The sequence below is a fragment of the Roseateles sp. DAIF2 genome (assembly GCF_015624425.1).
GTDB lineage: Bacteria > Pseudomonadota > Gammaproteobacteria > Burkholderiales > Burkholderiaceae_C > Kinneretia.
The window spans coordinates 3,373,504-3,391,063 of the sequence record NZ_CP049919.1 but is presented as its reverse complement, the minus strand read 5'-3'; the positions used below and the strand labels follow the sequence as shown (position 1 = coordinate 3,391,063).

23 protein-coding genes are annotated in these 17,560 nt (G+C 67.7%); all 23 read left to right on the top strand.

Going from position 1 to position 17,560, the window contains the following annotated elements; genetic code table 11:
• Positions 1–3: 3 nt before the first annotated feature.
• Positions 4–147 carry a hypothetical protein gene (locus G8A07_RS15635; protein WP_195792961.1) on the top strand — a complete coding sequence of 48 codons (144 nt, stop codon included), beginning with the start codon at positions 4–6 and terminating at the stop codon, positions 145–147.
• Positions 144–305, top strand: a complete 162-nt coding sequence (locus G8A07_RS15630) for a hypothetical protein (RefSeq protein ID WP_195792960.1) — start codon at positions 144–146, stop codon at positions 303–305. The genes G8A07_RS15635 and G8A07_RS15630 overlap by 4 nt, the downstream gene beginning before the upstream one ends.
• Complete coding sequence (locus G8A07_RS15625) at positions 302–538, top strand: hypothetical protein (protein WP_195792959.1); 237 nt, start codon at positions 302–304, stop codon at positions 536–538. Before G8A07_RS15630 ends, G8A07_RS15625 begins: the two co-directional genes overlap by 4 nt.
• 25 nt (positions 539–563) lie before the next feature.
• Positions 564–1,091, top strand: a complete 528-nt coding sequence (locus G8A07_RS15620; protein WP_195792958.1) for a host-nuclease inhibitor Gam family protein — start codon at positions 564–566, stop codon at positions 1,089–1,091.
• Complete coding sequence (locus G8A07_RS15615; protein ID WP_195792957.1) at positions 1,091–1,315, top strand: hypothetical protein; 225 nt, start codon at positions 1,091–1,093, stop codon at positions 1,313–1,315. Before G8A07_RS15620 ends, G8A07_RS15615 begins: the two co-directional genes overlap by 1 nt.
• Positions 1,312–1,479: a hypothetical protein gene (locus G8A07_RS15610; protein ID WP_195792956.1), complete on the top strand. Its 168-nt coding sequence runs from the start codon at positions 1,312–1,314 to the stop codon at positions 1,477–1,479. Before G8A07_RS15615 ends, G8A07_RS15610 begins: the two co-directional genes overlap by 4 nt.
• Positions 1,480–1,577: 98 nt before the next feature.
• Positions 1,578–1,790, top strand: a complete 213-nt coding sequence (locus tag G8A07_RS15605) for a hypothetical protein (protein WP_195792955.1) — start codon at positions 1,578–1,580, stop codon at positions 1,788–1,790.
• A gap of 122 nt (positions 1,791–1,912) precedes the next feature.
• Entirely contained in the window at positions 1,913–2,275 is a 363-nt protein-coding gene (locus tag G8A07_RS15600; protein WP_195792954.1) for a hypothetical protein, read from the top strand.
• Positions 2,272–2,919, top strand: a complete 648-nt coding sequence (locus G8A07_RS15595; RefSeq protein WP_195792953.1) for a gp16 family protein — start codon at positions 2,272–2,274, stop codon at positions 2,917–2,919. Before G8A07_RS15600 ends, G8A07_RS15595 begins: the two co-directional genes overlap by 4 nt.
• Positions 2,916–3,362, top strand: a complete 447-nt coding sequence (locus G8A07_RS15590; protein WP_195792952.1) for a Mor transcription activator family protein — start codon at positions 2,916–2,918, stop codon at positions 3,360–3,362. Before G8A07_RS15595 ends, G8A07_RS15590 begins: the two co-directional genes overlap by 4 nt.
• 54 nt (positions 3,363–3,416) lie before the next feature.
• Entirely contained in the window at positions 3,417–4,400 is a 984-nt protein-coding gene (locus G8A07_RS15585; protein WP_195792951.1) for a hypothetical protein, read from the top strand.
• A 36-nt stretch (positions 4,401–4,436) separates the two neighbouring features.
• The gene (locus tag G8A07_RS15580) at positions 4,437–5,399 is read left to right on the top strand and encodes a major capsid protein (RefSeq protein ID WP_195792950.1); all 963 of its coding nucleotides are present in this window, start codon (positions 4,437–4,439) and stop codon (positions 5,397–5,399) included.
• Positions 5,400–5,508: 109 nt separating this feature from the next.
• Complete coding sequence (locus G8A07_RS15575) at positions 5,509–5,868, top strand: hypothetical protein (RefSeq protein WP_195792949.1); 360 nt, start codon at positions 5,509–5,511, stop codon at positions 5,866–5,868.
• Between the two features lie 28 nt (positions 5,869–5,896).
• Positions 5,897–6,274 carry a DUF2190 domain-containing protein gene (locus G8A07_RS15570; protein ID WP_195792948.1) on the top strand — a complete coding sequence of 126 codons (378 nt, stop codon included), beginning with the start codon at positions 5,897–5,899 and terminating at the stop codon, positions 6,272–6,274.
• Between the two features lie 8 nt (positions 6,275–6,282).
• Positions 6,283–6,780 carry a gp436 family protein gene (locus G8A07_RS15565; protein WP_195792947.1) on the top strand — a complete coding sequence of 166 codons (498 nt, stop codon included), beginning with the start codon at positions 6,283–6,285 and terminating at the stop codon, positions 6,778–6,780.
• Complete coding sequence (locus tag G8A07_RS15560) at positions 6,781–7,245, top strand: hypothetical protein (RefSeq protein WP_195792946.1); 465 nt, start codon at positions 6,781–6,783, stop codon at positions 7,243–7,245. It abuts the gene before it with no gap.
• 30 nt (positions 7,246–7,275) lie between these two features.
• Positions 7,276–8,043: a hypothetical protein gene (locus tag G8A07_RS15555; protein ID WP_195792945.1), complete on the top strand. Its 768-nt coding sequence runs from the start codon at positions 7,276–7,278 to the stop codon at positions 8,041–8,043.
• Between the two features lie 81 nt (positions 8,044–8,124).
• Positions 8,125–10,845: a phage tail tape measure protein gene (locus G8A07_RS15550; RefSeq protein WP_195792944.1), complete on the top strand. Its 2,721-nt coding sequence runs from the start codon at positions 8,125–8,127 to the stop codon at positions 10,843–10,845.
• Positions 10,842–11,243: a hypothetical protein gene (locus tag G8A07_RS15545; RefSeq protein ID WP_195792943.1), complete on the top strand. Its 402-nt coding sequence runs from the start codon at positions 10,842–10,844 to the stop codon at positions 11,241–11,243. Before G8A07_RS15550 ends, G8A07_RS15545 begins: the two co-directional genes overlap by 4 nt.
• A 1-nt stretch (position 11,244) precedes the next feature.
• Positions 11,245–14,937: a hypothetical protein gene (locus tag G8A07_RS15540; RefSeq protein ID WP_195792942.1), complete on the top strand. Its 3,693-nt coding sequence runs from the start codon at positions 11,245–11,247 to the stop codon at positions 14,935–14,937.
• A gap of 16 nt (positions 14,938–14,953) precedes the next feature.
• Complete coding sequence (locus G8A07_RS15535; RefSeq protein ID WP_195792941.1) at positions 14,954–16,117, top strand: hypothetical protein; 1,164 nt, start codon at positions 14,954–14,956, stop codon at positions 16,115–16,117.
• Positions 16,118–16,123: 6 nt separating this feature from the next.
• Positions 16,124–17,158, top strand: a complete 1,035-nt coding sequence (locus tag G8A07_RS15530; RefSeq protein WP_195792940.1) for a LamG domain-containing protein — start codon at positions 16,124–16,126, stop codon at positions 17,156–17,158.
• A complete protein-coding gene (locus G8A07_RS15525; protein WP_195792939.1) occupies positions 17,155–17,559 on the top strand; it encodes a hypothetical protein in 405 nt (134 codons plus the stop codon). Before G8A07_RS15530 ends, G8A07_RS15525 begins: the two co-directional genes overlap by 4 nt.
• Position 17,560 lies beyond the last annotated feature (1 nt).

Genomic DNA, 17,560 nt, shown 5'->3' with positions numbered 1-17,560 from the left:
CGGATGTTCCTGATCACCATCACGATGGGCGACGGCTCCCGCGGTGAGCACCGCGGCGAGTACCTCGACGCCTTCGCCGCGGTCGAGTTCGCCCGCCAACAGTTCCCCCAAGCACGGTCCATCGACGTGGAGCCCATCAAATCATGAGCCGCCGCATTCATCCCTTCGCACCTGGCGTTGTCATCCGCTGCCGCCCGGTGCGCCGCGTCAGCCCGGCCCAGCGCGGCCTGCTGGTAATCCTGCTGGCCGCCTCGCTGATCGCCATAGCCGCAGCCTGGCCGTCGCTGAAAGGACTGCTGGCATGACCGCCGAAGACTTCGACAAGACCCACCAGCAGATCGTGGACTTCGCGCTGCTGCTGGAAAAGGCGACGCCCGGCAGCACGCGGCCCGACATCGCCGTGATGGGTGCGCTGTCCTACGTCGCTGCGATCGCCCGCAGCGACCCCGGCCTGACGGCCCGCACGGCAGTCGTGATGGAGCGCCTGGCTGCCGAGCTGGCCGACATGCCGAGCAGCGCGCCGCCCGCCACCCACTAACTCGATCACCCACAGGAGCCCATCCATGTCCAACCTCGACGCGATCGCAAAGCGATCTGACCTCTATGCCTCCTCCCGGCAGCTGCTGAGCGAGCGCGTAGCGGCGCTGAACGAGGGCATCGCAGCGCTGCGCCGCGACCACATCCCCGGCATCAAGCGTGCTCTGGCCAAGGCGGCCCAAGCCGAAGCTGAGCTGCGCGAGCTGGTCGAGGCCAACCCCGATTGCTTCACCAAGCCGAAGACGCGCGTCCTGAACGGCGTCAAGGTCGGCTTCCAGAAGGGCAAGGGCGTCATCAGCTTCGCGGATCCCGCCGCGGTGGTGGCTCGCATCAAGAGGCACTTGCCCGACCAGGTGGAGATCCTGGTGAACGTGAAGGAGTCGCCGGTCAAGGACGCGCTGGCCCAGCTCGACGGCGCCGACCTCAAGAAGCTCGGCGTCACTATCTCGGCGGCAGGCGACCAGGTCGTCGTCAAGCCGGTGGACAGCGAGGTCGACAAGATGGTCGACGCGCTGCTGAAGGACGCCACCGAAACCGAGCGGGAGGACGCCTGATGTCCAGCATCGAAGTCGCCAAGTCGGCCGCGGGCTTCCTGACCGCCACCGAGCGCCCGCGGTGCGGCAACTGCAAGCACCACAGCATGCAGTACGTGGACCGCATGCCGCCCTACGACCGCGCCGGCATGCGGTGCAAGAGGGGTGGGTTCGCGGTGTCGGCCTACGCCATCTGCAACGGCCACGAGCCCGAGCGCCTCGGTGGCCAGGGAGCGCCGGCATGAGCGGCCATTTCGATGAAGAGGCACTCGAAGCCCGCGTGGTGCGGACCGGTGCCTACGGCCCGCTGCGCTGCGAGCACGGCACCTTGCTGGTCTTCTCCTGCGAGCTGTGCAAGCCGCTGCCGAAGCCCGAGCCCAAGATCCAGATCGGGCCCCTGGACGTTTGATTTCTCCCTGGTCAGGTGATCCCTGACTTTTCCCGGCGCGGTACGGCCGGGGTTTTTTCAAGCCGCTATGAGGCGGCTTGAACAAGCACCAAGCACCCATGACCATCACCGTCCGCTCCATCCGCAACGGCGTCGCCGTTCGCCTAACCGGCGCCCACGCGCGCCGCCTGACCGGCCTGCTGGCCGACCTGGTCGACAGCGCCGAACCGGTCGCCGCCGCCTCTTCCAATCCTGCGGATCGGCCGCCCTCCGAAACAGCCCCCGCGACGGCCGAAGTCACGCATGAGGTCACCGGGGAAGGCAAGCAATGACTGCCAATGCCTCAATGAACGATTTGGACGGGGGTACAAGCCGCGCAACCGGCGGAGCTGGTGCCCACGGCAGGGGACGGGCGGCGAAAAGCTCCTACGGCCCGCCGTCTGCACCACCCGGTTTGCTGTCTTTCGTGCGCGGCTTGTCGGCTCGCGCAGCAGCCGCTGGCCTGGGTCTGAGCGTCGGCACGATCTATCGTTTGCAGCAAGGCTACTGGCCGAACGACCCGCGCTGGATCATGCAGGCCTGGGAGCAGCACCAGGCGCGCCGCGGTGTGATCTCGTCCTCGTGGTTCCTGCGCCGGGTTCGGCCTGGCGGCACGGTGCGTCATGCCGGCCGCGACTACACGGCCGTTCAGCTGTCGGCCCGCACGGGCCAGCTGCTGGCCATCGCGCGCGAAGCCGGCGGCGGCCTGGTTGCCCAGACGCTGGAGCTGCCCGCCGAGCGTCTCTCTCTGACCGTTGCCGAGGAATCCCCCCAATGAAGACCGACATCCGCATCCAGCGCACCCGCCTGGTCAAGCTCATTCATGTGGCCCGCCGTGACCTGGAGCTCGACGAGGACACCTACCGTCTGATGCTGCGCAACGTCGGCGGCACCGACTCCACCACACGCATGGAGCTGCGCCAGCTGCAGGCCGTGGTCGACCACCTCAAGACCAAGGGCTTCAAGGTTCGCGCCCGCAGCAGCAAGACCGGCCAGGCCAGGCCGGACCGCCGCCAGGACAACAGCGACGGTGCCCGCAAGGTGCGCGCACTGTGGCTCTTTCTGGCCGAGCTGGGCGCGCTGCGCGACCCGTCCGAGCGCGCGCTGGCCGCTTACTGCAAGCGCATCGCCAAGGTCGACGATCTGCATTGGGCCGGCCACGATCAGATGCAGACCCTGATCGAGACATTGAAGAAATGGGCGATGCGCTTCCTGCCTGCCGCGATCGGCAAGCTCAAGGAAGAAGTGGGCCAGATGCATCGTTGCCTGCCCTTCAGCCAGGTGCAGGCCATGACTCTGCAAAGCGCCGTGAACCGTGCCGCCGACGGTGGCTTTGATGCGAACTGGTCGGCCTGGGAAGTGCTGACCGAGGCCTTGAACGGCGCGCGCGAGGCTCAGCAGGCTTGCGAGGTCCAGGGTTGAACGCCCCGCGCCGCTTCATCTCGGCCGCGGAAATGGCCATCCTGGAGCAGCGCCTGCCGATCGGCCTGGCCGAGGGCATGCGCGACCTGGCGCTGTGCCTCTACGAAGCCCTGGTGCTGGCCGACGTGCGCGCTGGAACGCCCGCGCCGGCTGATGCCTGGATGGTGCAGCTGCAGCTCTGGTCCACCCAGGTGCTGGCCCAGCTGCAGCACCTGGCGCAGGAGATGGGCGGCCGCGGTGGCATCTACATCGCCAAGGGCCTGATCGCGCAGCTTTCCGCGCGCGATCGCGAAATGTGCGCCAAGTTCCGCGGCAACAACTACCGCGAGCTGGCCCACGAGTACGGGCTGACCGAGATGCGCGTGCGCCAGATCGTGGACACCTGGCAGCGTGAGCAGTTCGAGAAGCGCCAGGGCCGTCTGCCCGGCCTGGACCAAGCCTGATTTTCTAAAGCGTTTTACTCGGCCCCGGAGCCTCCCGGGCCCGACAGTGGCGGCATGACGACCGCCACGCAACTTCCCACCGGCATCGAGATCTTCCGCTCCGGCACCCGCACCGCCGAGAACGGACAGACCTACACCATCACCGATGCCGACGTGGCCGCCGCTGCCGCGGCCTACGACCCCTCCCTGCACGAAGCACCGCTGACCGTCGGCCACCCCGAAGGGGATCAGCCTGCCTACGGCTGGGTGCGCCGCCTGTCCGCTGAGAACGGTGTTCTCACGATCGCCGAGCATGGCCAGGTCGAACCGCAGTTCGCCGAGATGGTCCAGGCCGGCCGCTTCAAGAAGCGCAGCGCCTCCTTCTATCAGCCCACCGATCCGAGCAACCCGAAGCCGGGCATCTGGTATCCGCGCCATGTGGCTTGGCTCGGCGCCAAGCCGCCCGCGGTCAAGGGCCTGAAGGACGTCCAGTTTTCCGAGGCGGCGGATGCCGTCTCTTTCTCCGAGCCCATCGCTCAACCCACCCAGGAGCAAGACGACATGACGATTGAACTTCAGGCGCAGCTCGACGCGGCAAACGCCAAGCTCGCCCAGGCCCAGGCTGACGCCGACGCCGCCAAGAAGAAGGCCGCCGACGCCGAGGCGCAGGCCGTCCAGTTCGCCGAGAAGGCCAAGGCCGACCGCAAAGCCGGCTTCGTGAGCTTCGCCGAGGCGCAGATCAAGGCGGGCCAGCTGCTGCCCAAGGACAAGGACATGGCTGTTGCCACCCTGGTCGCGCTGGACTCGGTCACGCCTGTCGAGTTCAGCGAGGGCGACTCGACGCGCAAGGTCAGCCATGCCCAGTGGCTGCAAGACCTGATCGCCAGCGGCAAGCCCAAGGTGCAGTTCGGCGAGTTCGCGCCCGGCGCTGCGCCCGCGGCCGGCGGCTCCAAGGGCAAGAGCGATGCGGAGATCGACCAGGACGCGCGCGCCTATGCCGCACAGCACAAGGTCAGCTACGCGGAAGCCCTGGGCGCCGTGACCTCGTTCGACGCCTGACCCACCACCATCCCACCACGAGAGGACATCCACACCATGATGACCCTTGCCGAGATCCGGCTGAAACAAAACCCCATCCTGACCAACCTGCTGCTGGGCATGGGTCAAGGAACCTTCATCGCAGAAGCGCTGTTCCCTCGCTTGCCGCAAACCTTGTCCGGCGTCACGCTGGCGCAGACCGGCGACGAACGTATGCGCCGGTACAACCTGCGCCGCGCACCAGGTGCACCGACCAAGCGCGTCGATATCCGTTATGACGGCAAGACGTACACGGTCAACCAGTACAGCGTCGAAGTGCCTATCCCGCGCGAGTTGATCCGCGAAGCCGACGAAAGCCGCAAGCTGAACGTCGGCAATTACCTGGAACCGTCCAAGATCGCGATGTCTACGGCCAACGACATCCTGCTGCTGGACTACGAGCTCGAAGTCGCCGGGGTGGCCACCGCGGTCGGCAGCTACGCGGCCGGCCATGTGCTGGCGCTGGCCGGTGGCACCAAGTGGAGCGCCTCCACTGGTACGCCGGTGACCGACATCCGGGCCGCCGCCGAAGTCATCCGCAAGAAGATCGGCAAACGGCCGAACACGCTGACACTGTCGGCTGATGCCGCTCAAGCGCTGAGCACCAACGCCGAGGTGAAGACCTATCTGCCTAACACGCAGACAGGCCCGGCCACGCTGGAGCAGCTCAAGACCATCCTGAACGTCGAGAGCATCAAGATCGGCGACGCGGTTGTGGTGGGAGCCGATGGCATCGGTTCCGATGTCTGGGGCAACAACGCGGTCCTGGCCTATGTGCCCAAGATCGGCGCGGGTAACAGCGGCAACATCAGCTTGGCCGAACCCGCCTTCGGGTTCACCAGTGTGCTGGAGGGGCATCCCTTCGCTGAGGCGCCGTACTACGACAACGGTGTGAAGTCTTGGATCTATGGCGCCACCTACGAGCGCCAGGCGAACGTCTCCTACAACACCGCCGCCTTCCTGTTCACCAACCCGAAGTAACAACCCACCGCCGCCGCAGGGCCGCTCGCCGGCCCGTTGGCACCCCTGCGGGCCGTGTTGCCCGCAGGGGTGGACCAGCGAAGCGAACCCAACTCCAAGGACATTTGCAATGACACAGATGATCGCCGTGGTCGCCACGGCTGTTTTCCTCGACGGCAAGCGCACCGTCATCCAGCCTGGCCACCCGATCCCTGAGCTGAGCGAGCACGATGCCGAGGCCCTCGGTAAGAGCGGCGCTGCCTTCGACCCGGTCCTGAGCCAAGAGGCCAAGGAGAAGGTGGAAGCCGCGGCGCTGGCGGCTGCGGGCGAGTTTCAGGCGGCGCGCGAGCGCGTCCAGGCCGAAGCGGCCTCTACCCAAGTTGCGCCGCAGGAGCGCAGCTCACTCGTGGACCCGGCCGCCGGCACCGCAACCGAGCAGAAGCCGGCGGCCAAGGGCCAGCAGGCCGGCGGCCGGAAGGCTGGCCGCTAATCACCACCCACTCTAGGAGCACAACCTCATGCCTTCTCAGAACAACAGCGGCCGGCAGTACGACAAGCGCCACGGCGTCACCATCGTGGCCACTGCGGCGGTTGCCGCAAACCGCTTCGCTGCCTACGACGGCGGCCATGCCACCTCGGCCGGCGGCGTCAAGGACAGCCAGGGCATCAGCGAGACCCCCGCGGCGATCGGCGAAGCCTTCACCGCAGTGACCGACTACAGCTACCCGGTCGAGGCCTCGGAGCCGATCGCCTTGTTCGACTACCTCAAGCCGGCGGCCGATGGCTCGGGCCGCGCCGCAGTCGGCACGGCCACGGCCCATTGCGCCCGTGCCCTCGGTGCTGCGGCCGCCGGCCAGCTGGTCGAGGCGCAGATCGTGACGCACCGCAACGCCTGACCACTGGCATGAAATACGCCACCGTCCAGGACATGGTTGACCGCTTCGGCGAGCGCGAGCTGATCCAGCTCACTGCGGGCGCCGGTGCGGTCGCTGTCGACGCCGCCAAGCTGGAGCGCATGCTGGCCGATGCCCAGGCTCACATCGACGGCTATGTCGGCAAGGTCTTCGCGCTGCCGCTGGTGGGCTGCGTGAAGCCCGCACCGACACCCCAGGCGCCGACCGCGACCGTGCTGGTACCGCCGCCGCAGTTGGTCCGCTTCGCTTGCGATGTGGCGCGCTACTACCTCTATGACCAGGCTTCCCCTGAGCACGAGGTGTTTGTGCGCTTCAAGGCGGCCCAGCGTGATCTGGAAGCCATCGCGGACGGCAAGGCCGTGCTGGCTTGCCCGTGGGGCGGCGAGCCTGGCCTGCAGATCTCGGCCGCCGCCCCTGGCGAAGGCGAAGTGATGCACTCGTTCGCCCGGCGCGAGATCACCAACGACAGCATCGCGGGCTACCGCTGAATGAGCGCATCCACCGCCCACCCGAACAACTTCCTGGCGCCGGAGCCTCACATCGTGGCCCGGCTTCAGGAAGCGCTGGCCGGCCAGCAGCCCGCTGTCCATGTGCTCACCGAGGCCGACCTGGCCGACGTGAAAGAGCAGGCCCAGTTCGTGCCGGCTGTGCATGTGGTCTGGAACGGCTTTCGGGTGCTGGAGGCGGGTGCCCTCGGCCGCAAGGCCCGGCTGGAACACACCTGGCTGTGCGTGGTGGCGGTGCGAAACGTCGCCGGTGCGCGCAACGGTGCCGCGGCCCGCCAGGAAGCCGGCGAGCTGATCGCGCGGGTCGGTGCAGCGTTGGCCGGCTTCAAGCCGCCCAACGTCTACACGCCGATGCAGCTGGCGCCTGGTCCGCGCGGCGGCTCCAGCAAGGGCTTCATGTATGTGCCGCTGGCCTTCACGGTCGAGACGATTTTCAGCAGCCAGTAAACCGCTTTACTCCCAACCAAGGAACGCCCCATGGCAACCGCTCCCCAAGTGATCACCCGCAAGGTCTACAAACCGTCCCTCAACGTGGGTCAGGTCTATGCCCGCGTCTACAACAGCGCCGGCCTCATGCTGCCGGTTGGCAACACCCTGGCTTTGGCATTGCAGCATGCCGAGGACGTGCAGAAGCAGCCCGACATGACCCGCCTCGGCGGTGGCACCTATGCCGAGGTTCGCCGGGTCACCGATGTGACGATCGAGTTCGCCCTGGCCGACCTCAACGTCGTGAATCTGGCGCGCGCCACGCTGTCCACCGTCACCGAATCCGATGCCGGCACCGTGACGGACCAGCCCATCGTGCTGAATCGCGGCGGCCTGATCCCGCTGCCTCATGTCTTGCTGTCGTCGGTGGTCATCACCAAGACCGCGGCTCCTGGTACGCCCGTGCCCATGGCTGGCAACTACGAGGTGCGACCCGAGGGCATCTGGATCTACGACGACGCCCCTGGCGTAACGGATGGCGATGTCGCCAAGCTGAGCTACAGCTATGCCGGCCAGGCCGTGCTGGAAGCCCTGACTACCAAGTCGGCCGAGCTGCAGCTGCGCTTCGCAGGACTGAACGAAGCCGACGACGGCAAGCCGGTCGTGGTCGACATCTGGCGCGCGAGCCAAGGTGTGGCCAAGAGCCTGGGCCTGCTGACCGGCAAGTTTGGGCAGCTCGATGTGGCCGGCACCCTGATCGCCGATCAGACCAAGACCGGTGCGGGCATCAGCCGCTTCTATCGGACCACGATGGTCTGAACCTCACGACAGGTGCGCACAGGCGGCGCGGCTTGTCCGCCCCGCCTTTTTTTCTTCCTGCAAGAGCTTTGACCTATCGCGATGAAGCCGATTGAAATCCTGATCAAGGCCCGAGACGAAGCGTCCGGCATCTTCGGCACCCTGCAGGGCAAGGTGGCCGCTGTCGGTGCGGCCATCGCTGGTTACTTCGGGATCTCGGCATTCGTCGGCGCAGTCAAGGGCGCTGCAGAGCTGGAGGCGAAGCTCTCCGAGGTGAAGGCCGTCAGCGGCGCCACGGCCGAGGAGATGGTCGAGCTGCGCAAGGCAGCCGAGGATGCCGGTGCGGCGACCAAGTTCACCGCCACCGAAGGCGCCGATGCTCTTGGCAATCTGACGCGCGCCGGCTTGTCGGCCAAGGATGCGATCGCGGCGCTGCCGCCGGTGCTCCAGCTGGCGCAGGCTGGCGGTATCGGCCTGGCCGAGGCGTCCGAGTATGTGACCAAGGCCGTGCAGGGCATGGGCCTGAAGTTCAGCGATGCGGGACGGGTGGCCGACGTGCTGGCCATGGGAGCGAACGCCAGCAATGCGAGCGTCACGGGCCTGGCCCAGGCATTGAGCTATGCCGCGCCGGTTGCGCAGAGCCTGGGCCTGAGCCTGGAGACCACGGTCGCCATCATCGGCAAGTTCAGCGATGCCGGCATTGACGCCAGCCGCGCCGGCACCGCGCTGAATGCGGTGCTCAGCCAGTTCAGCGACCCCTCCAGCAAGTTCCGCCAGGAGCTGGCCGCGTCCGGCATCATCACCAACAAGTTTGAAGACGCGCTGCGCCAGCTGGCCGCCGCGGGCCCGGCCGGCGAGAAGGCCGTGCTGGCTGTCGGCACCGAGGCCGGGCCTGCGCTGCGCGCGCTGCTGAACCAGGGCATCGGCGCGCTGGACGATCTGAAGGCCAAGCTGCAGGACGCCACTGGCAGCGCCGCCGCCGCGGCCGCGGTGATGGAAGACAACTTGGTCGGTTCCATCAACGGCCTGAGCAGTGCCTGGGACACCGTCAAGAACGCTCTGGCCACGCCGGTCCTGCCGGTGCTGCGCGACGGTGTCACCCAGCTGGCCGATGCACTGCGCGGCGCAGTTTCGAACGGCACCATCGGCAAGTTCGGTGATGCGCTGGCGACAGCCTTCCAGTCGGGGATCACCTGGGCTCGCCAGTTCCTGGCCACGGTGGACTTCGCCGAGCTGACCCAGAAGATGCAGGACTGGGCCGATCGGGCGGGCGAGACCTTCACCAAGATCGGTGAGTACGCCACGAACGCCGGCAACATCGTGCAGACCGCCTACGGCGTGATGTCGGCCGGCGTCAACACGGTTACGGGCGTCATCTACATCCTGGCCGAGGCCTTCGCTGGCGTGGCCAGCAACATCCAGGCGGGCCTCGCGCTGCTGCTGGAGGGGCTGTCGAAGATCACCTTCGGTGGGATCTCCGCGTCGTTCAAAGCAGCGGCCGAGGAGGTACGCGTTTCTGCTGGTGCCACATGGGCGGTCAGCGAGGCTTTCGCGGCCAAGGCCGCGGAGTCGTTCAACGCGGCCGCGGAGGCCGCGGCGATGGCTCGCCGGGGTTTCGATGGGCTCACGAACTCGGCAGCCGCGGCAGACAGCCAGGCCACGGCCAGCACTCGCGTGATGCAAGACCTGGCCAACACGCTCAAGGATGTTGGCGACAAGGCACGGGAGGCTGGACAGAAGGCCCAAGCTGGGGCTGCTGCGCAGCGGCAGGCTGCAGAGGATGCGCGTGCAGCGGTTGCGCAGCTGCGCGTCGAGTACGAGGCCGCAATGGCGGCCGGCAATCCACAGTTGGCAGTCGAGAAGCTGCAGGCCCTGACTGCCGCCATCAAGGGGGTCTCTGCAGCGAGCCAGACAGCTGCGGAAAAGGCTCAGGATGTGCAGGAGGCATACACCAGGCTGGGCGTGACCAGCAGCGCCGAGCTGAAGAAGCTGCGCGATGCAGCTGAGCGGGACTTCAAGATCATCCGCGAGTCCGGAACGGCGTCCGCATCGGATTTGCAGAATGCATGGCAGGTCTATGCCGAGAGGGCGATCGCTGCAAATGGCGGCGTGGCGACCGAGACGCTGAAGTCGGAAGCCGCGATGCGCGGGCTGCGGATCGTCACCGACGATGCCGGTAAGTCGGTGGTCGAAGTGATGAACGCAGCGGCCCAGGCAACCCGCGGCGCTGGTCGGGCAGCATCCGACGCCGCAGGCCAGTACGCGAGCATGGCGACGGCGGCGCGAAATGCAGCAACAGCAGCCAGCGGCATCGACGGCTCCGGCATGGGCTCCTTCGCCGCCAGCGTCAAGAAGCCAAGTGGTGGTCTGACCGGAGGGCCTGTGGACTTCTCCCTGCCGTTCAATCTCTATGCCAAGCAGCAGCAGGGCCGGCTTTCCGCAGACGACCTTGCCAGCGCCAGGATCGCGCTGCAGACAGCCCAAAGCAATGCTCGCCTCGGGCGACCGGGCTCGGTGTCGTTGGAGGGCCGCCAAGAAGATCAGGTTTGGATCGGTCGCCTGCAGCGGATCGTTGATCAGCTCGAAGCCATGCAGCCCAACGAAGCCGCGATCGGCGGCAAGCCAACCGCCCCGGCACCTCCTGCTGTGCCGACTCCGGCACCGGTGCCCGTGCCTGTGCCCGCACCAATGCCGGTCCCCGCGCCGCCGCCGCCCAGCATTCGCCCGATCGTGTCAATCAACGTGGTGTCGATGGACGACGCGAAGACGCTTGAGGAGCTGCTCGCCGGGCTCGGCATTGCTGCAACAAGGATCGGACGATGAACGCCATCACCCTGACTGTCGGCGCCATATCGGTGGCGCTGCCCGCTGACCTCTACTGGTCCGATGAAACCGCCTGGCATCCGGTGGCCCAGTCGGTCGAGCCGACGCTGACCGGTGCAGCCATCGTCAGCGTCCAGAGGCGCAGCGGTGGTCGCCCGATCACGCTGGAGCCACCCATTGCCAAAGCGAGCTGGATGCCGCGCTCGACCATCGATCAGCTCAAGGCCTGGGCCGACCTGCCTGGCCAGCAGATGACTCTGGTCCTGCGCGGCACGCCGAGGCCGGTGATCTGGCGCCACCAAGACGGCGAGGTGATGAGGTCGACGCCGGTGCAGCACTTCGACGACGTGCAGCCTGACGACGCCTACACCGCCACCCTCAAATTCATGGAGATCTGAGATGCCTATTCAAGCCGGCGACATCAAGTTGCTGCGTTCCCAGGTGATGGACGACGTGCCCGAAGGGGGCGGTGCGCCCACGGCCTCGGTGGTCGAGGACGCGGCCAGCAACAGCCTGTTCCCCGACATTTCCGAACTGGACCGCGCTGGCGGCCGGGTGGGGCTGCGCAAGGTCTTCGCTGCGGTCCGCACCGCAGACACCGACGGCTTCTTCGGGGTGAACCTGATCGTGGCCGAGCCGCCGAAGGACCCGCGGGTTTCGGTAACGCTGTTCACCACGGGCGACGCCTTCGATCGGCGCGCCGCAGCGGCCTCGCGCATGGAGGCCTATCTCGCGCGTGGGCCTGTCTACGCCGGCTATCTGTTCGGCGACCACCTGGCCGGACAGATGAACGTGTCGCTGCTCCAGCGGCCGGAGGTGCCGCTGCCGGTGAACGGAGACACGCTGGTCCTGGTCAAGAACGAGGGGCAGCCGCATCAGTTCGAGCAGTACATCCGCATTACGGACGTGTCGGCGATGGAGCGCACGTTCACCGACAGCCAAGGGGACTTCAAACGCACCCGGGTCGTGCTCGGCATCAGCGATGTGCTGGGTGCGGACTTCCCAGGCTTCGACGCGCTACGTCTGGACAGCAGCATCAACTACGCCGGACGGACGAAGGTCGCCAGCACGATTGTGGCCGACGCAGCGCGCTACTTCGGGGTGGCTCCGCTTCGCACGGCCGCGGCCCTGGGCGACTTCACGCTCAACGCCGAGAGCGTCTACACGCAGCTGGTGCCCAGCACTCGGGTGGAGACGCCTATCGCTGATGCCCGCATGAACCAGCAGTTGGCCGCGGCCGTGCCCGCGAGCGGACCGGTCACCCGCCAGGTCACGCTGACCTTCACGACGACGCAAGGTCTGCACATCGGCGGCGGCGTCCAGCCAGGCTCGCTCAGCGTTGCGCGCGGCGGCGTCACCGTCGTCGACAAGGGCGGCCGCCTGCTGAGCGCGGGCAGCGACGTCGGCATCGTCGACTATGACAACGGCCTGCTGTCTCTCAGCACAAACGTCTTCGGCACGGCCAGCGGCACGCATGAACTGGTCTACACCCCGTCGGCCCGCCCGGTCGTGGTGAACGAGTCGATCGGCCTGGCCGTGACGGCGCAGAACCAGCGTATGTCCTGGGTCTTCACGCTCGATCCGCCGCCGCTGCGTGGCACGCTGCAGATCAGCTTCCGCGCGCTGGGCCGCTGGTACGTCCTGACCGAAGACGGCAGCGGCGCCATTCGCGGGGGCGATTCGAGTTTCGGGGCGGGCACGCTCAACTACGCCACCGGCACGGTAACGCTGACGCTTGGCGCTATGCCGGACGTGGGGAGCCGGATCATCGCCGCCTACGGTGGGGCCGCGGCCTTCCGCCCGGCAGCATCTGTGCCGGTTGAGGGGCCGGGTTTGCCAGTGGCGGCTGAGCGGCTGGTTAACTTCCCGCACACCATCAAGCCGGGCAGCCTCACGCTGACCTGGAATGATGGCATCGCGCGCACGGCAACCGACAGCGCGGGCGCCCTGACTGGCGATGCCCGCGGCCTGGTTCACTATGCCGCCGGCCAGCTGCGCTTTCGCCCGAACGTCCTGCCAGCGCCCGGCACCGTCGTGACCGTGGCCGTAGACACCGCTGCTGGCCAAGTCCTGAGCATCGCCAACTTCACCGACGGCGCGGCCTGGTCCTTCAGCCTGGGCGGGCCGGTCAAAGCCAACTCGGTCGAGCTGGCCATCGTTGCGCAGTACCCGATCCGGATCTTCCCCGGCCTGGACAAGCCCACGAAGCTATCGCTGCGGGTGTTCGACGACGGCGCCGGCAATCTGCTGGCGGCCAATGTCGACGCGAACCTGACGATCGGCTCCATCAACTACGCCAACGGTCAATGCACGATCGTGAAGACCTTGGCCGGCTTCAAGAGCGAACAGCCGGTGTTCCAGAAGGTCGTGCCGCTCGGCCAGGGCGACAGCTACATCAAGCAGGCGGGCTACGAGGTCCGCACGGTGTCGCTGAACGTGCTGAATGGCGCCGGGGGCGCTGGCGAGGTGGGTCTGTTCGTGCCGGCGTGGGCCTGGTGGGAGGGCTCGCAAACGGCCGCGGTCATGGCGCGCGCCGCTGGCGCGGACGTCGCGGCTGGTCAGAGCTTCACCTTCACCGTCGATCGCCTGACGCTGCGCCCGGCCGGCCGCACCGTGGACGCCGGCCCAGCCGGCTACAGCTATCTGGTCTATCCGCAGGAGTTCACGCTGGGCGCCGCGCGCTACGTCGTGCGCGCAACGGCTCTTGTGCGCGACCCCCTGCCGACCAGCGGCGAAGGGACGCCGGCCGGCACTGTGTCCTTCGGCGGCCAGGTCATCGAGGTCACCAGCTGGCCGGCCGGCGTCAGCCCGGTGCCCACGAGCATGAGCGCCGCACAGGCCAGCGCCGGCAGCGGCTCGGGCTCGCTGCAGCTGGTCGACGCAGCGACCTTCCGCACGGCCGTCGCTCCGCTCATGAGCGGGGCTTTCTCGGTCGCCGGAACCTGGAGCGACGGCACAGTCTGGACGGCCACGGCCAACGCGGCCGGCGTCATCGCCACCGGCAGCGCGCCGGTGGGAACGACAGCGGGCAGCTTTGGCGTTTTCGGCATCGTCGACTTCGAATCCGGCGTGGCCGAGCTCCGCTTCGGGCGGCGCGTGCATGCCGACGATGCCGCGAAGCCCGGCGTGATCGATGCCAGCTCGCTGGGGCTGCCGGGCGTGGCCCACCTGGAAAGCCGCGGCGTCCAGTCGGACACCTTGCGCTACAACGCTTCGGGCTATTCCTACCTGCCGCTGGACCCGGCCATCCTGGGCCTGAACCCCGTGCGCCTGCCTGCGGACGGCCGCGTGCCGATCTTCCGCGTCGGCTCGTTCGTGGTGGTGGGGCATACCGGCAAGGTGCCGGCCGCGAACTACAGCGCGGGTCAGACCATCGACTGCGCGCGCAACCGGCTGTCGAGGGTGCGGCTGATCGGAGCCAACGGCCAGGTGATCAACGGCGGCTATACCGCCGACCTGGATCTCGGCCTGGTGACGATCGCCGACGTCACCGGCTGGTCCCAGCCCGTGGAGATCGAGCACCGCATCGAAGACATGATGATGGTGCGCGATGTCCAGATCAACGGCCAGCTGACCTTCACCCGGGCGCTGACGCATGCCTATCCGGTGGGCTCCTACGTTTCCAGCGCCATGGTGGCCGGCGACGTGCGGGCGCGCACCTCGGCGGTGTTCGATCAGGTGTCGTGGACGAACGCCTGGGCCGATGCGCCGATCGGCGATATCGCCACCGGCACCTTCAACCACGCGCAGAACCCGATCACCGTGACGAACCGCGGCGCGCTGACCGAGCGCTGGGCGGTGCGCTTCACCAACTCCAACGCCTTCGAGGTCTTCGGCGAGCACGTTGGCGTCATCGCGACTGGCAATACCGGCAGCGACTGCGCTCCGCTCAACCAAGCAGCAGGCCAGCCGTACTTCACGATCCCCGCGGCCGGCTGGGGCATGGGCTGGTCGACCGGCAATGTGCTGCGCTTCAACACGGTCGGCGCCATGGTGCCGGCCTGGCTGGCCCGAACCATCCTCCAGGGGCCCGAGACCGTGCCGAACGATCGCTTCACGGTCTTGATCCGCGGCGACGTCGACCGCCCATAACTTCAGGAAGCAAGCAATGCCCGCAGATACGTCCGTCATCTTCATTCACTCCGGCATGGCCGGGGCGCCCGTCCTCAGCGGCACGCCGGGGGCGCTTATCGCCTTGCTCGACGCGGGCCTGATCAACGGCTTCGGCACTGGCAACGTCGACAGCGTCGTCATCGCCGAGGGCGTTGGCACCGTGACCCGCAGCGCAGGGCACCCGGCCCAGATCGGCGCGGTGATGCAGCTCGCCGGCGCAACGGTCACCGGCGGCACTGTGAACGGCAAGCAGCGCGTGCTGTCGGTCACGACCACGGCCTGGACCTTCGACGCCACAGGACTCCCGAACCAGTCGGCGACCGGCGCCATCACCCAGAAGGTCGCGCCGGCCGGCTGGGCCAAGGTCTTCAGCGCGACGAACCTGGCCGTCTACAAGTCGCTTGACCCCGCGGCGACCGGGTGCCTACTGCGCGTGGACGACACCGGGACCACGCAGGCCCGCGTCTCCGGCTACGAGTCGATGACCGATGTGAACACCGGCCAAGGTCGTTTCCCGCTCGACGCCAATGCCAACGGCCCCGCGAACACCAAAGCCCAGAGTGCCGACGGCACGCCGGTGCCCTGGGCCCTCGCGTGCGATGGCCGCTACTTCCATCTGATCCTGACCGCGGGCGCGGCGTCCGCGGTCACGCTGTCGTTCGGCGACATCCTGTCGGTGCGGTCGGCCAGCCCTTGGGACTGCGCGCTGCACGTCTACTCGCAGGCGTTGAGCGTCCTCGGCGTCACGAGCGGCGAGTTCGACATGGTGGAGGCTTCGGCGCCCGCATGGGTGCCTCGACCCTGGACCAGCCTCGGCGCGAGCACCCAGCTGGGTCGCGGGTATGCCGCCTACGGGAGCGTCAATTCGGGCCGGTCAGGGGCCAACGCCGGGGGCGGCACCGGCGGCCACATCCCATTTCCCAACGGCCCCGACGGCGGGCTCTACCTGTCCGCGCATCACCTGACTGAGCCGGCCGCCGGAGGCATGGTGCGCGGCTTTTCCCCGGGCTTCTGGTGCGCGCCGCAGTTGATCGGCCCCGCGGTGTTCCCGCGCCTGGGCTTCGTCGATGCTGGCGCGGCGCTGCCCGGCCGCAAGCTGCGAGCGTTCCCGTCGGCTTACGGCGTGTTCTTCATCGACACGACCGGTCCCTGGAGGTAGTCCCGCATGTCTCTGCTGCAAGACATTTCCCCGGCCGGCGGCATTTGGAACGCCCCCTATCAGACGCTGGACACGGTCAACACGCTCTTCGGGGCACCGTCGCTGTCTTTCAACGGCGTCGACCGCTTCTGGAGCCAAGGAAGCAACCGTGTCGAGCACCAGCTGCACTCGGGCGACTTCGTGATCGACGGGTTCGCTCGCTTCGAAGGTCTCGGGCCCGGCTATGGACTGGCCGCGATCCTCGGCAAGGCAGCGAGCGGCAACCAGAGCTACTACCTGGCCGTGAGCGGCGACGGGTCGCTGATCTTCTACTTCTCGACCAACGGAAGCGGCGGCGGCTTGATCGGCGTCGCCGGCGCCGCGCCAGTCGGTAGCTTCTATCACTTCGAGGTCGGCCGCGCCGGGAACACCTTCTATCTCTTCATCAATGGCGTGCTCAAAGGCACGACGAACTACTCGGGCAGCTTCTTCAACTCCGGCGAGCCGCTGAACATCGGCCGCATCAATGTCGGCAGCTACGAGTTCTACTTCAAGGGCCAGCTGCGCGAGCTGCGCATCAAGAAGGGCGTGGCACCGCACACGGCGGGCTTTGCGCCGCCGACTGCGCCGCCTGCAGCGGGAGCCGCAGACCCGACGTTCGCGAACACGGTGCTCTTCACGCGCGGGGACGCGCTGCTGATCAACTCCAGCACCAAGGCCTTGGGAGCCTTCAAGGGCGCCGGCACCCCGATGCCGACCGCTGCGCCGAAGGCCACGCGTGGACCCAGGCACGCTCGCGACACGTACCACGGCGGCCGCGGAATCATCATCGGCACCGTCTACACCAAGGGCACGCCCAACACCCCGGTGCAGCGACGCGTCCGCCTGATGCGCGATCGAGACAGCGTCGTGATCCGTGAAACCTGGAGCAACCCAGCCACCGGCGCCTACGCCTTCCCGCTGATCGACGAGAACCAGAAGTACACGGTGATCGCGCTCGATCACACGAACGACAAGCGCGCCGCGATCGCCGACAACCTCACTCCGGACCTGATGCCATGATCTTGATCTCCGTTGGCCACAACGAAGCACGCCTGCAAGGCTCCTTGAACTACCTGATGCAGGGGGCGAGCCCGGCCAGGATTCGCATCTACGACGGCTCGGGCTCGCCGGCCCGCCCCGCGGCCATCACCGACGCGCCGACCGGCATGCTGCTGGCGACGATCGTGCTGAAGGGCCCCCCTGGCGAGGTTGTCGGCAACAAGCTGGTGCTGGCCCTGCCGGACGACGCGCTGGTGATGGCCAACGGCACGGCTCGCTGGGCGCGCGTCATCAACGGCAACGGCGCCACTGTGATGGACCTGGATGTGTCCGACGCTGCGGGCGCGGGCGAACTCAAGATGACCACCACATCCTTGCTGGCCGGCGGCGCGACGCGGCTGCTCTCCGGGGAGCTGGGCTGAG